Below are 17502 nucleotides of genomic sequence, written 5' to 3'. Positions count from 1 at the left end.
CCGAAGCCGAACTCACCCGGCCCACGCCGCTGTTCACCCGGAACCGCCACCGGCACCGGAACCGCCGCCGCCAGCGCCAGCACCGGCACCGGCGCCGCACGACTCACCGGGCACTCACCCGGACCCTCACCCGACCACCGCCGGCACCTCCTGGCCCACGGCTTCGAACAGCAGCTTCGCGGCCACCGTCGCCCCGTCGGTGCGGATGCCGCCCGCCACGGCCTCCGCCCGGGCCCGGGTCTCGGGCGCCAGGGCCGTGGTGAACGCCGCGGAGAGCGACTCGACGGTCGGCGTGAGGTCGAGGTGGGCCACGCCGATGCCCAACTCGGCCACCCGGCCGGCCCAGTACGGCTGGTCCGCGATCCGGGGGACGACCACCTGGGGCACGCCCGCCACGGCCGCGGTCGTGGTGGTGCCCGCGCCGCCGTGGTGGACGACGGCGGCCACCCGGCGGAACAGGGCCTGCTGGTTCACCTCACCGACGACGTGGCAGTCCTCGCGGTCGTCGATCGGGGCGAGCCCGGCCCAGCCGCGGGCCAGGAGCACCCGGCGGCCGACCGCACGGCCCGCTTCGACGGCCACCCGCGCGATGTCCTCCGGGGCGTACGCGGCCATGCTGCCGAAGCCGACGTACACGGGCGGTTCACCGGCGTCCAGGAACGCTTCCAGGTCGGCCGGGAGCGGGCGGTCGTCGGGCAGGATCCACGCCCCGGTCGGCACCACGTCGAGCTCCGTCATGCCCTCGGACGGGCACAGCGTCGGGTCCGCCGCCAGCCATGGCCGCTCGGTGAAGACGTGGTCGCGGACGTTCTCCACCGGCGGCAGGCCGATCGCCGCCCGGTGGCTGTTGAGCGCCTCCCCGTAGAGGCCGTTCACGCGCTGGGCGTCCTGCTCCCAGAGCTTCTCGTAGTCGGTCTCGTCCTCCGGGGACGGCGTGCCCGGCCGCCGTCCGGGCCGGTGGTGCCGCGAGGGCAGTCCGAAGATGTGGAAGCAGGCCAACACGTAGTGGAGGCCGAACTTCTCGGCGACATCCCGCGCCCCGGCCGGCATCAGACCGGTCGCGAGCAGCACGTCGCAGCCCTCGGCCGCCGCGGTCAGCGCCTCGAACCGCGCGGCGACCAGTTCGCGGGCGAGCCGGAAGGCGTCCTCCATCGTCGGCGGCTTCGGACCGGCGACCACCGACTGCACCGACGGCCCGAGCGGCACCAGCGGCACCCCGACCCGCGCCAGCAGCGCCACGAACTCCTCGTCCGGCGGCGCACACACCCGCACGTCCGCACCGAGCCCCCGCAGTGCCGCCGCCAGCCCCGCCAGCGGCTCGACATCCCCGCGCGATCCCCACGACGTCATCAACACGCGCATTTCACGTCTCCCGTTTCCGCAGGTCATGGCCTTACGGCCGGGATTCTGCGGCATGACGGGGGGCTTGCCGCAAGCCCCGGGTCACGCTATAGCTTGATAGTGGCAGGAGGATTCGTTCCTCTTGCCCCTTTCATTGGCCATCCGGTCCCACCCGCTCCCCCGAACCGGCCGGACCGTAGTAATCCGGCCCGGCCGACGCCCGGCGCACCCCCGCCCGCCGGGGGCTCCGGGACGCGAGCGCACACCGGCGTCCTCGACTCGGACTGGCCGATCGGCCCCCACCCGCCCCCGGGGGTCACGGCAGGCGCCCGCCAACCGCCGCCCCACCCACCGCGCCGCCTCGCCCGGAACCACCTCCTGTCCCGGCCGGATCGCCTGGACGCCCGGCGGGCCCGCCTGGCTACTCCTGAACGGGGACGCAGCCGTCGCCTGGTCCCGCGCACCCGCCGATTCCGTACGACGGTCCCGCATCCCGGCCCGACCCGCCCGGCCGACCTCACCTCCACCCGCCCAGCCCGGGACGCGGGGCCGCCCGGGGGTTATCCCCCCGGCCGTTCCGGCGGCGGCCCTCAGTGCGTCGACGCTCCCCGGTGATCGACGATTCGTGGACCGGCGTTCGCCGGCGAACCGTTCGTACCGTCGGACGATCCGGCCGCCCGCACCGCCGCAGGCCGCCCGAACCGTCCCGGCGGCCGAGCCCCTTGACGGCTCGACGAAGTGACAACCTGAGGAGCACCCCCGGAATGACCGTACGCAGCGAGGAGCACGGCAAGCCCATCGGCCGACGTGCCCTGCTGGCCGCCACGGCGGCCGTCGCGACCACCGCCCTGCTCGCCCCGGCCGCCCGCGCGGACCAGCCCGACGACTCGGCGGCGGCGACCGACCGCCCGACGTCCACCGTGGTCCGCGAACTGAACGCCCTGGCCCACCCGTTGCGGTCCACCGAGCCCGAGGGCCGGACCACCGACCTGCGGCCGCTGGGCGCGATGGTGGGCGACGCGACGGTGGTGGGGCTCGGCGAGGCCTCGCACGGCGCCCACGAGTTCTTCGCCATGAAGCACCGGGTCCTGCGCCACCTGGTCGAGGAGAAGGGCTTCACCACCATTGCCCTGGAGACGGGTTGGTCCGCCGGTCTGCGGATCGACGACTACGTCCAGGGCCGCACCGGCGGCGACGCCCGGCAGCTGGTCAAGGAGGTGCTGGGCGGGACCCCTTGGGAGCGCCGGGAGTTCGCCGACCTGATCGGCTGGATGCGCGACCACAACCGCGAACACCCGCAGCGCCCGGTCCACTTCCTCGGCGACGACCTGGACTTCCCCGCCGTCGACGGTCGGCTCTTCGACGGAGTGGCCTCCTACCTGCGCGAGGCCGCCCCCGGGTCGCTGCCGCACCTGGAGCGGCTGTACGCCGGACTGCGCCGGGTCGACGACGTGATCGGCTACATGACCACGCGCCCGCTCGCCGAACGGCGGCAGAACGCCGCCGCGGCCGAGCAGGCGCTGCAGCTGGTCACCGCGGCCACGGGCGAGGACGGCCGGCCCGGCGGCGGCGAGGCGTACGAGTGGGCGGTGCAGAACGCCCGGAGCATCGCCCGGACCTTCACCTTCGCCGGTATGGACCTCGAGGACGCCGCCGACGTCGCCGCGATGCAGAACCTCCGCGACCGGGCGATGGCCGACAACGTCCTCTGGTGGCAGCGCCGCACCGGCGGGAAGGTGCTGCTCTCCGCGCACAACGGCCACGTCGGGTACGGGACCACCCACCCCGAGCTCTACCCCAGGACCCAGGGCACCTACCTGCGCGACGCCCTCGGCGCGGACTACGTCGCCGTCGGCTTCACCTTCGACCGCGGGTCCTTCCTCACCAAGGACGACCCGTTCTCCCCCGCCTGGAAGAAGGTCACCGTTCCCCCGGCCACCCCCGACATGAACGAGCACACCCTCGACCGGGTCCGCCACCGCGACTACTTCCTGGACCTGCGCGCCGCCCCGCCGGCCACCCGCGCCTGGCTCGCCAGCGCCCGCCCGACCTACGACGCCGGATCGGCGTTCCAGCGGGACCCGCTACCCACTCTGGCCATCGGCCCGGCCTACGACGTCCTGGTCCACCTCCACCGGACCACCGAGGCCCGCGTGCTCTGAGCCCTGTCGGTGCCGGCGGCCGAGGGCGCCCTCGGCCGCCGCAACTGAACTGCCCCCTCAAAAACGTCGAGGTCCCCTTCCGCACGTCGGCAGGGGCAGCACGCGGGCCCGGGCAGTCTCCCGGCCGCGCCCGTCAGCCCGTGAACCGGCCGTCCCGCGCCACCACCCGGCCTGCGCGGACCACCAGTTCGCGCGTCGGCAGGTCGACCACCACCTGCGGCAGGCACTCGCCCGTCACCAGCATGAAGTCGGCCGGCGAGCCCGGCTCCAGGGTGGCGGCCGGCAGGTCCAGCAGTTCGGCGCCGCCGTCGGCCGCCAGGGCGAAGCAGTCGGCGAGCTGCTCGTCGGTGCGGGCGTCGGTGGTCCAGCCGAGCAGGTGGGCACGGTGCAGCAGGTCGGCGTTGCCGTACGGGCTCCACGAGTCGCGCACGCCGTCCGAGCCGAGCCCGACCCGCACCCCGTGCGCCCGCAGCGTGCGGAACGGCAGCACCTGGTGGGCCGAGGGCGCCACGGTGGTGAGGCCGACGCCGGACTCGGCCAGCTCGGCGGCGAGGTCGGCGAGCGGGGCGCCGGTCAGTTCCGGGACGCAGAAGGCGTGGCTGACGACCACCCGCCCGGCCAGTCCGGCCGCCCTGGTCCGCGCGGCGATGTCGCGCAGCGGGCCGAGTCCGCGCTCACCCCTGTCGTGCAGGTGGATGTCGAGGCGCAGCCCGTGCTGTTCGGCCAGGCCGAACAGCAGCTCCAGCTGGGCGGGCCCCTCGCCGTCCGTACCCTCGGCCGGGACGCCGTCGAAGCCCGCCGGGTCGATGCCGCCGATGGCGTCGACCAGCCCGCTCGCCGCCGCCCGCGCGAGCAGCGCGCCCGCGCCGGGCATCCGCCGGACCCCGTGCTGCGGGAAGGCCACCAGTTGGACGTCCAGCACGCCGGCCAGCCGCTCCCGCACCTCGGCGAGCCCGGTCACCCCGGCCAGTCCGAACGCGGGCGCCACGTCCACGTGGGCCCGCACGGCCCGGGTGCCGCGCGTCACGGCGTGGCTCAGCAGCCGGTGGGCGCGGTCGGCGACCGAGGTACGCTGGTGCCGGTGGAGGTCGACGTCGCCCTGGACGTACTCCGGCAGCGAGCCGGCCGGGCGGCGGCTGTACCAGGGTTCGCCCCATGCGGTCTTGTCGGGGTGGATGTGGGCGTCGACCAGGGTGGGCAGCGCGATCCGGCCGCCGCCCTCGACCACCTCCGGCACCACCCCGTCCGGCACCCGCTCGGCCAGCAGACCGTCCACGGCGATCAGGTCGACGGCCCGGTCGGTGCCGTACGGCCGGACGTCCCGGAAGACCGTGACGGACGGCGGGGTGACGGCAGCCGCGGCAGCCGGGCCCGTGGCGGCGGCACCCGTGGCAGCCGGGCCCGTGGTGCCGAAAGGCGTGGTCATGGGGTGCTCCGGTTCCGTGGACGGAATTTGTCCGACAGGCAAAACATCCTACCTTTCATTCAACAGTCTGTTTATCATCTCCGGGTCCCCGTCCCCCGCCCGGAGCCGCTCACGCATGTCCACACCACCGCCCACCGCCACGCCCGGCCCGCGCCCGCTGCACGCCCTGCGGGCCACCGTCTTCGCCATAGGCACCCTGCTCCTGCTGGTCGGGGTGGGCGTCCTGCTCGACCAACCGCTGCTGATCCCGCCGCTGGCCGCCAGCGCCGCCCTGGTGCACGGCGCGCCCGGCCTGCCGATCTCGCAGCCGCGCAACCTGGTCGGCGGTCAGCTGATGTCGGCCCTGATCGGCTACGCCACCCTGGCCGTCACCGGCAGCACCACCTGGGGCGCGGCCGTCGCCGCCGGGCTCGCGCTGGGCGCGATGATGCTCACCCACCTCTCGCACTCCCCGGCCGCGGCCACCGCCGTGATCGTCGTCCTGGAGGGGCCGCACCCCGTTCCCTTCCTCCCGCTGCTCGCCCTGGCCACCGGTTTGCTGGTCGTCATCGGCCTGCTGCCCGGCCGGATCGGCGGGCACCCGGTCCGCTACCCGGTGTCCTGGTGACGGCCGCGCCGCAGCGACCAGCCGCGCCGTAACGACCAGCCGCGCCGTAACGACCAGCCGCGCCGCAGCGGCCGACCGCACCGTGGCCGGCCGCCGGGAACGCCCTGGTCACCGGGCTCTCCACTCTCCCGCCGAACGCCCACGGCCGGGTCATCCGATCGGATGACCTGGCCGTCGTCCGTTGCGCGGGACAAGGACGACCGCCCCGCCGACACCGTCCTGCCGGCCCCGACGGCAGGCTGGGACCATCACGCGGCCGACCGCCCGCCGAGGAACCGCGCCGTCCGACCACACCCCCGCCGAGGAGTCCCCGCCATGGCCGCCCGCCCGCTCTCCCCCGCCGACCACGCCCTGCTGGACGCCGCCGACCGCGGCGACCTCGACGCCGCCCGCGCGGCCCTGACGGCGGGCGCGACCGTCGAGGCCCGCGACGCCGAGGGCCGTACCCCGCTGCTGCGGGCCGCCTTCGCCGACCGGGTCGCCGTCGCCCGGCTGCTGGTCGAGGCCGGTGCGGACGTCAACGCCCAGGACGCGCGGCTGAACAGCCCCTGGCTGGTCACCGGCATCACCGGCAGCGTCCCGATGCTGCGCGCCCTGCTCCCCGGCGGCCCGGACCTCACCCGCCGCAACCGCTACGGCGGGGTGTCGGTCATCCCCGCCGCCGAGCGCGGCCACGTCGCCTACGTCCGCGCGGTCCTCACCGAGACCGCCATCGACGTCGACCACGTCAACGACCTCGGCTGGACGGCCCTGCTCGAGGCCGTCCTGCTCGGCGACGGCGGCCCTGCCCACCGCGAGATCGTCGACGTCCTGCTCGCCCACGGAGCCGACCCGCACCTCGCCGACGCCGACGGCGTCACCGCCCGCGCCCACGCCGAGCGCCGCGGCTTCCACACCATCGCCGAGGCGCTGCGCGCGGCGGAGGCCCGCAACCCCGCCACCGGCGGAGGCCGCTGATCCGACCCGACCAGCCCGGCGGGGACCGCCCGCCCACCCGGCCCGGGCGCGGCCTCAGGACCCCAGGTAGGTCAGCACCGCCAGCACCCGGCGGTGGTCGTCCGGGGCCGGCGGCAGGTCGAGCTTGGTGAAGACCACGTCGGCGCGGTGGGGATGAGCGAGGACGCGTTCCGCAGGGCCCGCGCCCGGATGACCGCCACCTCCGGCTCCCTGGACGGCTTGGCCGGCGAGAACACCATGGTGGTCAAGGCCGGTACGGCCGCCTGGCTGGGCTGGACCACCGGCCGCCGCGTGCCGCTCACCTTCGAGGACGGCGACACCGTGGACGTCACCGTCGTCGCCGAGATCACCGACGGATCCGCGACGGCGAGCGTGCTGCTGGCCACCCGCACCGTCCGGGCCCACGACCCCTCGGCGCTCACCTCGGTCGTCCACACCACCGGCTCCGTCCCGCCGGCCGCCCTCGCCCCGCTCGGTGCCCAGGAGTTGAGCAGCGCCCAGTACGCCGCCCGCACCGACTCGGAGGACGACGCCCTGGTCCGGATCTTCCTGGTCATCCTGATCGGCATGTCGCTCGGCTACACCTGCCTGGCCGTCGCCGACACCCCGCTGATGGCCACCGCCCAGCGGACCGCGGACTTCGCCGTGCTGCGGCTGTCCGGCGCGACCCGCCGCCAGGTGCTGCGGATGGTCGCCGCCGAGTCGACCTCGCCCTGCCCTGGTCGACCACGGCGCTGACCGTCGGCGTCTGCCTGCTACTGGCCCTGCCGGCCGGCGTGCTGCCGGCCCGCTCGGCGCTGCGCCGCCCCGGCGCCCGGCCGGCCGGCCGACCGGCCGACCGGCCGACCGGCTGACCGGCTGACCGGCTGACCGGGGCCACCCGGTCGGGCTCCTCGCCGTACGACCCGCGCACCGCGTACGAGGTGTACGCCGCGCACGGAAGGGAAAGGAACCCGACCGGGCTCGGACGCGTCAGGAGGCCTGCTCCGCCAGCGACTTGATGCCTTCGAGGGTGGCCGTCATACCGGTGCGCAGCTCGTTCAGCCGGAAGTCGACGATCTTCTCCTCCAGCTCCGGCTTGGCGTCGATGACCAGGCTGGCGCCACTGCGGCCCGGGCCGATCACCACCGACTGGCGCAGCCGGGTGCCGCCGTCCTCCGGGGTCAGCTCGAAGCGCCACCGGGCCAGTGCCCCGGCGAGGTCGGACACCGGCTCGCCGTAGCGGCCGTCGGCGTCCATCACGCCCCAGGCGAAGACCCTCCGCCCGGCCGGGGCGTCCGATCCGGCCTGTCCCACCGTCCCGGTCAGCTCGATGATCTCGGAGACCGTCCGCCAGTCGGGCATGTCCGCGCGGCTGTTGTGCCCCTCGAAGCGGGCGCCCACCGCGGGGCCGTCCGCGCCGTCCAACCAGGCGACCCGCTGGAGCTCCGGGCTGAGCCGGGTGGGCAGACCGATGTCCGTCACCAGCTCCCACACCCGTTCCACCGGCGCCCCGACGAACACCTCGCACTGCGTACCCGGACCATCGGCGTACCGCATGCCCGTTCCCCCTCTTCCGCACGTCATCGTTCTTGCTCGTCGCGCGCGCTCGTCGCGCTCGCGCATCGATGCGGGTCGACACCCGCCCGCACCCCCGCCACAGCGTCCGGAACGCCGACGAGGGCAGCGGGCGGGTTGCCGCCCTGGGCCCTGGATCGATGATCGATCCCCCGGAACACCCAAGTCAATCCGCCGATTTACTGGGGCACCCCCAAGCGATACCTTGGGTCGCCGTGACCCTTGACGACCTCCGCGTCTTCGCCGCGGTCTGCCGGGCCGGCTCGCTCAGCGCCGTCGCCCGGGACCTGAACTGCAGCCAGTCCGCCGTCAGCCAGCACGTGAAGCGGCTCGAACGGGAGGTCGGGCTCGCCCTGATCGAGCGCCACCCGCGCGGCGTCGTCCCCACCAGGGCGGGGAGCCTGCTGCGCACGGCGATCGCCGCCGGCCTCGGCGGGATCGACCACGCGCTGCACCGGATCGCCGAACTCACCCGTGGCGAGGGCGGGTCCGTCCGGATCACCACCGGGGCCACCAGCATCCGGCACTTCATGTCCGCGGCCGTGGTGGACTTCCGGCGGCGATTCCCCCGGGTCAGCCTGGAGTTCCAGACCGAGGTCTCCAGCCGCAGCTGTCTGGAGTCGCTCAACGCCGGCCGGGTCGACCTCGCCTGGATCACCCTCGGCGTCCCGGCCCGGGGCATCGACCAGCGGCCGGTGGTCGACCTGCCCTGGGTACTCGCGGTCGCGGCGGGCGACCCGCTCGCCACCCGGGCCCGGATCTCGCCCGCCGACCTCCAGGACGCCCGGCTGATCGGGCTGCCGCAGAACTCCGTCTCCCGTTCCCAGGTCGAGGCCTGGCTCGGGAAGTCGGGCGTCCGGCCGGTCTTCGAGACCAGCGTCGCGGACTGGGACACCGCGATCCTGCTCGCCGAACTCGGCCTCGGCCACGCCGTCGTCCCCGCGCTCCCCCAGTGGCAGGGCCCCGGCCACCCCGGCCTGCGGCTGCTCCCGCTGCCCGATCTGCCCGCTCTCACCGCCGGCTGGGCCGTCCGGGACTGGGAGAACCTGGGCCCGCTCGCCCGCGCCTTCGCCGACACCGTCGCCGCCCACTGCGGCCGTGAGGCCCCGCCGGCCGTCGGCCCGGAGGCCGTCTGAGCTCGCTCGGCCCGGGCGCCACGCCCCGTCGCCTCCCGGGCCTGACCGGGCCGGGCCGACGCCGTCCGCCCCGGCCGTCACCGGCTGCCGCCGGCCGTCACCGGCTCCTGAAGGACGGGTTGCGCCCGATCTCCACGAAGCCCCGTCGGCCGTACCACTCGCGCGGCCAGTCCGCCGCGTCCGCGAGCAGGAACAGCTGCGGGATGCCGGCCTCGGCCGCCAGCGCCAGCCCCGTCGCCAGCAGGGTGTCACCGTGCCCCGCGCCGCGATGCTGCGAACCGGTCACCCCGTCCTCCATCTGGGCGAGTCCGACGGCCGGTTCGAGGTAGAGGTCGCTCCAGGCCGCGACCTCGCCGGTCGGGGTCCGCGCCGCCAGGAAGCGCACCCGCTCGGCACCGCGCAGCCGGGCGGTGCGGCGGTCGGTGAGCTGCCGGGCGACCTCCTCGTCCTCGCTCCACTCCCGCTGCTGGCGCAGCACCGCCTCCCGCATCCCGGCCAACTCCACCGGGAGTGCGGCCGGTTCGGGCCGCTGGCAGCCGTCCGTCGGCCGGGCCAGGATCACGATTCCCTCCCGCTCCCACCCGGCCGCCGCCAGCACCGGGGTGACGCGCTCGCCGACCTCCGGGTCCAGCACGGTGACGGAGTACCGGCGGCGACGCCCCAGCCACCGGGCGGCCAGCTCGGGCAGCGCCGCCGGGTCGGTGCCCGGACCGTCCACGATCAGCTGGTTGTGCTCCTCGGATAGGGCGAACTCGGCGTCCCGGACGGCGAACACCCCGGGGAACTCGGGCTGTTCGATGAGCTCGGCCGCCTGGCGGCGGGCGAAGGCGGCGCGGAAGGCGGTCACGCGCGCAAGCAGATCCGACATTCCGCCATCGTCACTCCCCCGACCCCCGCGGGCAACGGCTTTTCCCGTACGGCCCCGGCGAATCGAGCGGCCTCAGCAGCCTCAGCGGCCTCAGGGTTTCAGCGCTTCAAGAGGACGAGCCCGGCGTCGAACCGGCGGACGGGCGGTCCAGGAACCGCCGGATCCCGTCTCGCACCCCGTCGGTCGGCACGGTCACCGCGAAGGCCGCCGCCTCCACCGCGAGCGCCTCGCCGATCGGCAGGTTGACGCCCCGGGTCACCGCCCGCAGGCAGGCGGCCACCGCGGTCGGCGCGTGCCGGATGATCCGCTCCGCCAAGCTCCGGGCCGCGTCCGGCAGTTCGGCCGCCGGCACGACCGAGTTGACCAGGCCGATCTCGGCGGCGCGGGCGGCCGGGACCGGGTCGCCGGTGAGGATCAGCTCCAGGCCTCGCTTGCGCCCGACGTGCCGCGGCAACCGCTGCGAGCCGCCGAAGGGCGGCGGGAAGCCGAGCGAGATCTCGGGCTTGGCGAAGGTCGCGTGCTCGGCCGCGACGGCCAGCGGGGCGGCCTCGGCGATCTCGCAACCGCCGCCGTACGCGAGCCCGTTGACGGCCGCGATCACCGGCTTGGGGAACTCCTCGATCCGCCGGGTGAGGGTGTGCCCGCGCCGGACGAACTCGCGCAGCGCCCGCTCGGGCCCGCCCGCGAGGCTGGCCGCCAGCGACGGGATGTCGGCGCCCGCGCTGAACGCCCGTCCGCCGGCGCCGGTGAGGATCACGGCGCGGACGGTGTCGTCGGCGTCGATCCGGTCGAGTTCGGCGAGCAGCGCGTCGATCGTCGGGTAGTCGAGGGCGTTGAGCTTCTCCTCCCGGTCGATGGTGAGGGTGACGACGTGCCGGTCCCGCTCGCTGCGGATGGTCATGGGGGCGTGCTCCGTTCCTGGCCTCGCTGCTGGATGTGACGAGGCTAGGAACTCCCTTCCAGGACAATCCACTTATTGTCCTGGATACACTCCGGTACACCGTCCGTACACCCCGCGCACCCCGGAGCGCGGCCCCACGTCCAAGGAACGGCAGGTGCCCGTGCGACCGCCCGCCTACAAAGCCGTCGTCGACGAGTACGCGGCCGCCATCCGCTCCGGCGCGCTCCCGGCCGGCACCCGCCTGCCGACCCACCGCGCCCTCGCCCGCGAACGGCGGATCGCCCTCGCCACCGCCACCCGGGTCTACGCCGAACTGGCCGCCGCCGGACTGGTGGTGGGCGAGCAGGGCCGCGGCACCTTCGTCCGGCTGCGCACCGGCTATGACGGCCTCGAACCGTCCCGCGCCCTCCCGGTGCCCCGGGTCGCCGATCTCTCCTTCAACCAGCCGCTCTCCCCCGGGCAGGGCGACCAGCTGCGACGGGCACTGCGCGCGCTCGCCTCCTCCGGCGACGCCGAGGCCCTGCTGCGCCAGCACCCGCCGGGCGGCCACCGGCACGACCGCGCCGCGGTGGCCACCCACCTGCTGGACCGCGGAATCGACACCGCGCCCGAGAACGTCCTGCTCACCAGCGGGGCGCAGCAGGCCCTGGACTGCGTCCTGCGCACGCTCACCCGCCCCGGGGACGTCCTCGCCGTGGACGCGCTCGGCTACCCGGGCATCAAGCTGCTGGCCACCGCCCACGGGCTGGACCTGGCCCCCGTCCCGGTCACCGCCGCGGGCCCGGACCTCGACGCGCTCGACCGGCTCTGCCGCACCCGGCCGGTGCGGGCGGTGTACACCCAGCCGACCGTCCACAACCCGCTCGGCTGGGTGCTCTCCACGGCACGGCGCGAGCGCCTGGTCCAGCTCGCCGCCGACCACGGCTTCACCCTGATCGAGGACGGCACCTACGCCTTCCTGGAGGCCGCACCTCCCCCGCCCCTACGGACCCTCGCCCCCGAGCGCACCTGCTACCTGGCCGGCCTGTCCAAGAGCGTCGCACCGGGCCTGCGGTTCGGCTTCGCCGTCCTGCCCGACCACCTGCTCCGGGCCGCCACCACCAGCCTGCGCACCGCCGCCTGGGGCGCCCCCGGCCTGGTCACGGCCCTCGCCACCGGCTGGCTCACCGACGGCACGGTCGCCCGCCTGGAACAGGAACGCCGCACGGACGCCGCCGCCCGCCAGTCGATCGCCCGCACCGCCCTGGCGGGCCTGACCACCACCGCCCACCCCACCTCCTACGTCCTCTGGCTCACCCTCGAACCCCACCAACGCCCCGACCACGCGGCCGCCGCCCTGGCCGCCGAGGGCATCCTGATCTCCACCGCCGACGCCTTCGCCACCACCCCCCACCACCCCAACGCCCTCCGCCTCGCCCTCGCCGCACCCCCACTCCCCACCCTCCCCACCGTCCTCACCCACCTCCGCACCACCCTCGAAGCCATCGCCCCCTGACCCACCCCACCCCGCGCCGGAAGTCGGCACGCTCGACTTCCGACGCGGAATCCCCCGCCCCCGGCCCCCACCGACACCTCCTCCTCCACGGCGGCACAACCACCAACACCCGGCCCACCCTGCCGACAACCCACCCGCCCCGGACCACACCCACCAAACCCCGCGCCAAAAGTCAGCGGACCCGACTTCCGGCGCGCCCCCAACCAAGACCGCCACGCACCCCCGGCCTTCTCCCACCGGGCCGGCCTCCCACTCCACCACCCCATCCGGCCACACCGAGCGCACGCGAAGCGAATAGGGGGCGCAACACCAGAAGTCGGCCGGCCCGACTTCCTACTCCCCCGCGGCCCGACCGAAGCGGGCGCTCCAGTCCGTGAGCAGGGTCCGGAGGGCGTCCGGGGCGACTACGCGGAACTCGGCGCCGATCGAGCCCAGGGCCATCGCGGGCCAGTCCAGCGAGTCGGCGGTCATCCGCAGGCGGCAGCGGTGCGGGGTGACGGGTTCCACGGTGGCCCAGCGGCCGACGCGGGCCCGGACGTGGTCCGCCGGGGCCTCGATGAGGGCCTCCACCTGGTGCGGCCGGGGGACGCCGTGGAGGCCCGCGCGGACGAACTCCGCCGCGTCGGCGGCCGGGAGGGTGCGCGGCGCGAAGCGGGCGCCACTGCCGGACGGGGCGGTGAGGCGGTCGAGGCGGAAGCTGCGCCAGTCCGCCCGGTCGAGGTCGTACGCGACCAGGTACCAGCGGCGGTTCAGGCAGACCAGCCGGTGCGGTTCGACGTGCCGCTCCGTCCCGCGCCCGTCGGCGGCCGTGTACGAGAACCGCGCCCGTTCGCCGTCCCGGCAGGCGAGCGCCACCACCGTCAGGACGTCCGGGTCGACGCCGGCGCCCGCCTGGGCGCCCCAGTCCACCGGGACGGTCATCGCGCGCAGCGCCTCGACCCGTCGGCGCAGCCGGGCCGGCATCACCTGGACGACCTTCGCCAGCACCCGCACCGAGGCCTCGGCGACGCCCTCCACCGGGCTCTCGGCCGCCGCCTGCAGGCCCACCGCGAGGGCCACCGCCTCCTCGTCGTCGATCACCAGCGGCGGCAGCGCGGCGCCCGCGGCCAGCTGGTAGCCGCCGTCGACGCCGCGCTGTGCCTCGACGGGGTAGCCGAGTTCGCGCAGCCGGTCGACGTCGCGGCGCAGGGTGCGGACGGAGACGCCGAGCCGGTCGGCCAGTTCCTCGCCCGGCCAGTACCGGTGGGTCTGGAGCAGGGAGAGCAGTCGCAGCGTGCGGGTGCTGGTGTTCGCCATGCCGTCGATTCTCCCCGCGATTCAGGACAGGAAGTGACCGCAATGGTCCGTAACGTTGTTCTTGTCCGAGGGAGCAGGAACCGACCGAAAGGCCATGACGATGACCCCGACCACCACCCCCCAGAACCTCACCGGCGAGCGCGCCGACCTCCTGGTGTCCCTGGAGAAGCAGCGGCACTTCCTGCGCTTCACCACCCGTGACCTCACCGACGAGCAGGCCGGCCTGCGGACCTGTGCGAGCGAGCTGTGCCTGGGCGGCCTGATCAAGCACGTGACCAACGTCGAGCGGCTCTGGGCGGAGTTCATCGTGAAGGGCCCGTCCGCGATGCCCGACTTCACCACCTGGACCGAGGAGGACCTCGCCCGCCGCGCGGACGAGTTCCGCATGCTGCCCGGCGAGACGCTGGCCGGCGTCCTCGCGGACTACGCCGAGGTGGCCCGGCACACCGACGAGCTGGTGGCGACCCTCCCCGATCTGGACGCCACCCAGCCGCTGCCGAAGGCCCCCTGGTTCGAGGCGGGCACCGAGTGGTCGGCCCGCCGGGTGCTGCTGCACATCGCCAACGAGACCGCCCAGCACGCCGGTCACGCCGACATCATCCGCGAGTCCCTGGACGGCGCGAAGAGCATGGGCTGACCCGAACCCACGGCCCGCTCGCGTAGCCCGACGGCGCAGCCCACTCGCGCAGCCCGACCGCAGGGCCCGTCCGACGACCGGACGGGCCCCGGCCGTACTCAGGCCCTCCCGACGAAGGTGAACCCGGCCCCGTCGACCACACCGCGGACCAGGGCGTCGTCCAGCGGCTGCGCGGAGGCCACGGTGACCCGGCCGCTCGGCGCGTCGGCGCTCACGTCGGTGACGCCCGGCAGCTCGGCGAGTCCGGCGCTGACCGTCCTCTCGCAGTGGCCGCAGCTCATGCCGTCGACGGTGAATACAGCGGTGGTGGACATGACGGCGCCTCCGATGACTGGCCGGATGGGACAGGTCGACCCGGACGGGGATCGACCAGCCCTACGACACCCGAATCCGACGGCGCCGCCCAGGGACACGCCGCCCGGATGACACCATCGAGCGGTTCCGGGAACCGTCCGGGCCTCCCGTCCGACGGCCGCAGGCGCCGTGGCGCACGCCACGTCCTGAACCATCGCCGCACCCCGTACCGTTCCTCCAGGTACCACTGTTTCGAACGACCGGGCGACCGCCCGGCCGACGATCGGCCGCCCCGCCGCCGATCCCGTCCTGGAGCACTTCCACCATGTCCACCCTGGCCCCGGCCCATGCCCGACCGGACACCACCGGCCTGCTGATGGCCCACGCCGCCCTGCGCGGCGAGTTCGCCCGCCTCTCCGAGGCCTGCCGCGCCCCCGGCGCGGAGGCGCTGCGGGCCGGGATCGCCGCCCATGTCGCGCTGATGCTGGACCTCCTGTACCACCACCAGGAGGCCGAGGAGGACGTGCTGCTGCCCATGCTCTCCGGGGCCGCGCCCCACCTCCGGCCCGGGCTCGCCGCGCTGGCGGCGCAGCGCGCGGGCCTGGCGGTGCCGGCCGCCCGCGTCCGGGTCGGCCTCACCGGCCCCCTGGAGCGGCTGGCCCGGCCCCTGGCGCAGTTGGCCGAAGCCGTCCGCGGGTACCTGGACGCGCAGGAGGAGCTCTGCCTGGACCCGATCCGCACCCTCCTGCCGCTGTCCGCCTGGGAGCGCTTCGACGAGGCCAGGAGGTGGCGCGTCCCGCCCGCCGTGCGGTCCCGGGCCGCCGGGGTCGTGCGGTCGTACGGCCATCTGGACGCGACGGGAGCGGGCCGTTGAGGGCCCTGGCGCGGCTGCGCCGCTGGAAGCCCTGGCACGGCGGGTTCGCCCTCGCACTGGTCGCGGCGCTGACTGCCGGCCTGCTCTGGTGGCAGCCGTGGAGCGGCGGGGACGGGGACCGGCTGGCGTTCACCACCGCCCCCGGCGGCTCCGCCCGCTTCGGCACCGGCGAGCACCTGTACCGCTACAAGGTCCGGGTGGAGGACGGGATCGCGGAGAGCCCGGCGCAGTTCGCCGCCGAGGTGGACGCGATCCTGGGCAACGTCACCCACGGCTGGGCGGCCGGCGGTACGGTCGCGTTCCAGCGGATGCCCGCCGACCCGGTGGACTTCACCGTCTACCTGGCCACTCCGAAGTCCACCGACCGGATCTGCGGCCAGTACGGGCTGGACACCGGCGGCTGGGTGAACTGCGGCGTCACCCACCAGGTGGTCGTCAACCTCAAGCGCTGGACCGAGCTGTCCGAGTTCTACCAGGGGCGGCCCGAGCTGTACCACGCGCTCGCCGTCAACCACGAGGTCGGCCACATCCTCGGCAACGGCCACGTCGACTGCCCCGCCCCGGGCGCCCCGGCGCCGGTGATGATGCAGCAGATCAAGGGGCTGCACGGCTGCGTCCCCAACGGCTGGCCGTACTCCGACTCCGGCACCCTGCTCACCGGCCCGCCCGTCCAGGCCCCCACCAACGCGCCGTAGAACGCCCGCCCGGCACCGGCCGCCGCACCGCCGACACCGGCGGAGCGACACCGCCGACGCGACGCCACCGACGCGACGCGACACGACGCCGCACGACACCGGACGAGCCCGACCACCCACCCCCTTCCGAGGCCGCCGCCCGAAACACGGATAATCCTGGTCGGACCGGACGCACCCGCACCGCGCGTCCGGTCCCGGTCGTGTCCCCAGTCGGTGCCGGTGGAGGAGAAGCGTTGAACGGTGTGCCCGGTGGGGAGATCCTGGACTGGCCGGTCCTGCTGGAGGCCGCCGAGGCGGCCGCCCGGGCGACCACGGGCCGGGGCCGGGTCGCCGACTACATCCCGGCCCTCGCCACCGCCGACCCGGAGGCCTTCGGCATGGCCGTCGCCACCGTCGACGGGGAACTGCACGGGGTCGGGGACTGGGAGCGGCCGTTCTCCGTCCAGAGCGTCTCCAAGCTGTTCTCGCTCGCCCTCGCGGTGGCCTACGGCGGCGACGCCCTCTGGCAGGGCGTCGGCCGCGAGCCGTCCGGCAACCCGTTCAACTCCCTGGTGCAGTTGGAGACCGAGCACGGCATCCCACGCAACCCGTTCATCAACGCGGGTGCCCTGGTGGTCACCGACCGCCTCCAGACGATGACCGGCGACGCCTCGGGCGCGGTACGGGAGTTCCTGCGCCGCGAGTCCGGCAACCCGCTGCTCGACACCGACCCGGTGGTCGCCGCCTCGGAGGCCGAACACGGCCACCGCAACGCCGCGCTGGCCCACTTCATCGCCAGCCACGGCAACCTGGAGAACCCGGTCGAGACCGTCCTGGAGCACTACTACGCCCACTGCGCCATCGCCACCAGCTGCCGCGACCTGGTGCTGGCCGGCTCCTTCCTCGCCCGCTACGGGGTGCGCGCCGACGGCACCCGGCTGATGTCCCGCAGCGAGACCAAGCGGATCAACGCCGTCCTGCTCACCTGCGGCACCTACGACGCCGCCGGCGAGTTCGCCTTCCGCGTGGGCCTGCCGGGCAAGAGCGGCGTCGGCGGCGGCATCCTCGCCATACTCCCGGGCCGCGCCGCCGTCTGCGCCTGGGGCCCGCGCCTGGACCAGGCCGGCAACTCCGTCGCCGCGGTCGCCGCCCTGGACACCCTGACCACCCTCTCCGGGTGCTCGGTGTTCTGAGGGCCGCGAGCCGTTCCGCCGCGGCACCGCCCGGCGCTGCCACAGAACCCGCAGAGCCCACGAAACCCGTAAAGCCCGCGACGG

17 protein-coding genes are annotated in these 17502 nt (G+C 75.1%); 10 read left to right on the top strand and 7 right to left on the bottom strand.

Annotated features, from left to right (window positions below; all coding sequences use genetic code 11):
• Window positions 1-126: 126 nt before the first annotated feature.
• Entirely contained in the window at window positions 127-1362 is a 1236-nt protein-coding gene (locus ACFY0X_RS29945; RefSeq protein WP_387759218.1) for a glycosyltransferase, read from the bottom strand.
• Between the two features lie 743 nt (window positions 1363-2105).
• Between ACFY0X_RS29945 and ACFY0X_RS29940 the strand changes: the two genes are divergently transcribed.
• A complete protein-coding gene (locus ACFY0X_RS29940; protein WP_387759216.1) occupies window positions 2106-3503 on the top strand; it encodes an erythromycin esterase family protein in 1398 nt (465 codons plus the stop codon).
• Between the two features lie 133 nt (window positions 3504-3636).
• On the opposite strand, the gene ACFY0X_RS29935 is transcribed toward ACFY0X_RS29940, so the two are convergent.
• Window positions 3637-4929: an amidohydrolase gene (locus ACFY0X_RS29935; protein ID WP_387759215.1), complete on the bottom strand. Its 1293-nt coding sequence runs from the start codon at window positions 4927-4929 to the stop codon at window positions 3637-3639.
• Between the two features lie 115 nt (window positions 4930-5044).
• Between ACFY0X_RS29935 and ACFY0X_RS29930 the strand changes: the two genes are divergently transcribed.
• The 3 genes from ACFY0X_RS29930 to ACFY0X_RS29920 all read left to right on the top strand — a co-directional run bounded on the left by ACFY0X_RS29930 (window position 5045) and on the right by ACFY0X_RS29920 (window position 7231).
• Entirely contained in the window at window positions 5045-5536 is a 492-nt protein-coding gene (locus tag ACFY0X_RS29930) for an HPP family protein (RefSeq protein WP_387759213.1), read from the top strand.
• A 315-nt stretch (window positions 5537-5851) separates the two neighbouring features.
• On the top strand, window positions 5852-6493 hold the full coding sequence (locus ACFY0X_RS29925) for an ankyrin repeat domain-containing protein (RefSeq protein ID WP_387759211.1): 642 nt from the start codon (window positions 5852-5854) through the stop codon (window positions 6491-6493).
• Window positions 6494-6646: 153 nt separating this feature from the next.
• A complete protein-coding gene (locus ACFY0X_RS29920; RefSeq protein ID WP_387759209.1) occupies window positions 6647-7231 on the top strand; it encodes a hypothetical protein in 585 nt (194 codons plus the stop codon).
• Window positions 7232-7465: 234 nt separating this feature from the next.
• Here the strand turns inward: ACFY0X_RS29920 and ACFY0X_RS29915 are convergent, their stop codons facing one another.
• Window positions 7466-8032: an SRPBCC family protein gene (locus tag ACFY0X_RS29915; protein ID WP_387759207.1), complete on the bottom strand. Its 567-nt coding sequence runs from the start codon at window positions 8030-8032 to the stop codon at window positions 7466-7468.
• A gap of 233 nt (window positions 8033-8265) precedes the next feature.
• Between ACFY0X_RS29915 and ACFY0X_RS29910 the strand changes: the two genes are divergently transcribed.
• Complete coding sequence (locus ACFY0X_RS29910; RefSeq protein WP_387759206.1) at window positions 8266-9186, top strand: LysR family transcriptional regulator; 921 nt, start codon at window positions 8266-8268, stop codon at window positions 9184-9186.
• Between the two features lie 97 nt (window positions 9187-9283).
• Here ACFY0X_RS29910 and ACFY0X_RS29905 read toward each other — a convergent pair whose 3' ends face one another.
• Both ACFY0X_RS29905 and ACFY0X_RS29900 read right to left on the bottom strand, forming a co-directional pair.
• Entirely contained in the window at window positions 9284-10054 is a 771-nt protein-coding gene (locus ACFY0X_RS29905) for an N-acetyltransferase (RefSeq protein WP_387759204.1), read from the bottom strand.
• 106 nt (window positions 10055-10160) lie between these two features.
• Window positions 10161-10955 carry a crotonase/enoyl-CoA hydratase family protein gene (locus tag ACFY0X_RS29900; RefSeq protein WP_387759202.1) on the bottom strand — a complete coding sequence of 265 codons (795 nt, stop codon included), beginning with the start codon at window positions 10953-10955 and terminating at the stop codon, window positions 10161-10163.
• Between the two features lie 154 nt (window positions 10956-11109).
• Between ACFY0X_RS29900 and ACFY0X_RS29895 the strand changes: the two genes are divergently transcribed.
• Window positions 11110-12450, top strand: coding sequence for a PLP-dependent aminotransferase family protein (locus ACFY0X_RS29895; RefSeq protein ID WP_387759201.1), 1341 nt, complete (start codon window positions 11110-11112; stop codon window positions 12448-12450).
• 333 nt (window positions 12451-12783) lie between these two features.
• On the opposite strand, the gene ACFY0X_RS29890 is transcribed toward ACFY0X_RS29895, so the two are convergent.
• Window positions 12784-13746, bottom strand: coding sequence for a helix-turn-helix transcriptional regulator (locus ACFY0X_RS29890; RefSeq protein WP_387759199.1), 963 nt, complete (start codon window positions 13744-13746; stop codon window positions 12784-12786).
• A 94-nt stretch (window positions 13747-13840) separates the two neighbouring features.
• Between ACFY0X_RS29890 and ACFY0X_RS29885 the strand changes: the two genes are divergently transcribed.
• Window positions 13841-14383 (top strand): DinB family protein, encoded by a 543-nt coding sequence (locus ACFY0X_RS29885; protein ID WP_387759197.1) that lies wholly within the window; start codon window positions 13841-13843, stop codon window positions 14381-14383.
• Between the two features lie 98 nt (window positions 14384-14481).
• Here the strand turns inward: ACFY0X_RS29885 and ACFY0X_RS29880 are convergent, their stop codons facing one another.
• Window positions 14482-14697 carry a heavy-metal-associated domain-containing protein gene (locus tag ACFY0X_RS29880; protein WP_387759196.1) on the bottom strand — a complete coding sequence of 72 codons (216 nt, stop codon included), beginning with the start codon at window positions 14695-14697 and terminating at the stop codon, window positions 14482-14484.
• Between the two features lie 305 nt (window positions 14698-15002).
• On the opposite strand from ACFY0X_RS29880, the gene ACFY0X_RS29875 reads away from it, so the two are divergent.
• The 3 genes from ACFY0X_RS29875 (at window position 15003) to ACFY0X_RS29865 (ending at window position 17418) form a co-directional block, all read left to right on the top strand.
• On the top strand, window positions 15003-15551 hold the full coding sequence (locus ACFY0X_RS29875; RefSeq protein ID WP_387759194.1) for a hemerythrin domain-containing protein: 549 nt from the start codon (window positions 15003-15005) through the stop codon (window positions 15549-15551).
• On the top strand, window positions 15548-16246 hold the full coding sequence (locus tag ACFY0X_RS29870; RefSeq protein WP_387759192.1) for a DUF3152 domain-containing protein: 699 nt from the start codon (window positions 15548-15550) through the stop codon (window positions 16244-16246). The genes ACFY0X_RS29875 and ACFY0X_RS29870 overlap by 4 nt, the downstream gene beginning before the upstream one ends.
• Window positions 16247-16506: 260 nt before the next feature.
• Window positions 16507-17418 (top strand): glutaminase, encoded by a 912-nt coding sequence (locus ACFY0X_RS29865; protein WP_387759297.1) that lies wholly within the window; start codon window positions 16507-16509, stop codon window positions 17416-17418.
• The last annotated feature ends 84 nt before the right edge of the window (window positions 17419-17502 follow it).

It is taken from the genome of Kitasatospora sp. NPDC001547 (genome assembly GCF_042894165.1).
Lineage (GTDB): Bacteria > Actinomycetota > Actinomycetes > Streptomycetales > Streptomycetaceae > Kitasatospora.
The sequence above is the reverse complement of the archived record's forward strand: the minus strand, read 5'-3'. Positions and strand labels throughout refer to the sequence as shown.

Coding starts and splice junctions, on each gene's coding strand:
- ACFY0X_RS29900 (WP_387759202.1), bottom strand. CDS start 10,955: ATGACCATCCGCAGCGAGCGGGACCGGCACGTCGTCACCCTCACCATC.
- ACFY0X_RS29920 (WP_387759209.1), top strand. CDS start 6,647: ATGAGCGAGGACGCGTTCCGCAGGGCCCGCGCCCGGATGACCGCCACC.
- ACFY0X_RS29915 (WP_387759207.1), bottom strand. CDS start 8,032: ATGCGGTACGCCGATGGTCCGGGTACGCAGTGCGAGGTGTTCGTCGGG.
- ACFY0X_RS29880 (WP_387759196.1), bottom strand. CDS start 14,697: ATGTCCACCACCGCTGTATTCACCGTCGACGGCATGAGCTGCGGCCAC.
- ACFY0X_RS29945 (WP_387759218.1), bottom strand. CDS start 1,362: ATGCGCGTGTTGATGACGTCGTGGGGATCGCGCGGGGATGTCGAGCCG.
- ACFY0X_RS29925 (WP_387759211.1), top strand. CDS start 5,852: ATGGCCGCCCGCCCGCTCTCCCCCGCCGACCACGCCCTGCTGGACGCC.
- ACFY0X_RS29935 (WP_387759215.1), bottom strand. CDS start 4,929: ATGACCACGCCTTTCGGCACCACGGGCCCGGCTGCCACGGGTGCCGCC.
- ACFY0X_RS29940 (WP_387759216.1), top strand. CDS start 2,106: ATGACCGTACGCAGCGAGGAGCACGGCAAGCCCATCGGCCGACGTGCC.
- ACFY0X_RS29905 (WP_387759204.1), bottom strand. CDS start 10,054: ATGTCGGATCTGCTTGCGCGCGTGACCGCCTTCCGCGCCGCCTTCGCC.
- ACFY0X_RS29885 (WP_387759197.1), top strand. CDS start 13,841: ATGACGATGACCCCGACCACCACCCCCCAGAACCTCACCGGCGAGCGC.
- ACFY0X_RS29930 (WP_387759213.1), top strand. CDS start 5,045: ATGTCCACACCACCGCCCACCGCCACGCCCGGCCCGCGCCCGCTGCAC.
- ACFY0X_RS29875 (WP_387759194.1), top strand. CDS start 15,003: ATGTCCACCCTGGCCCCGGCCCATGCCCGACCGGACACCACCGGCCTG.
- ACFY0X_RS29890 (WP_387759199.1), bottom strand. CDS start 13,746: ATGGCGAACACCAGCACCCGCACGCTGCGACTGCTCTCCCTGCTCCAG.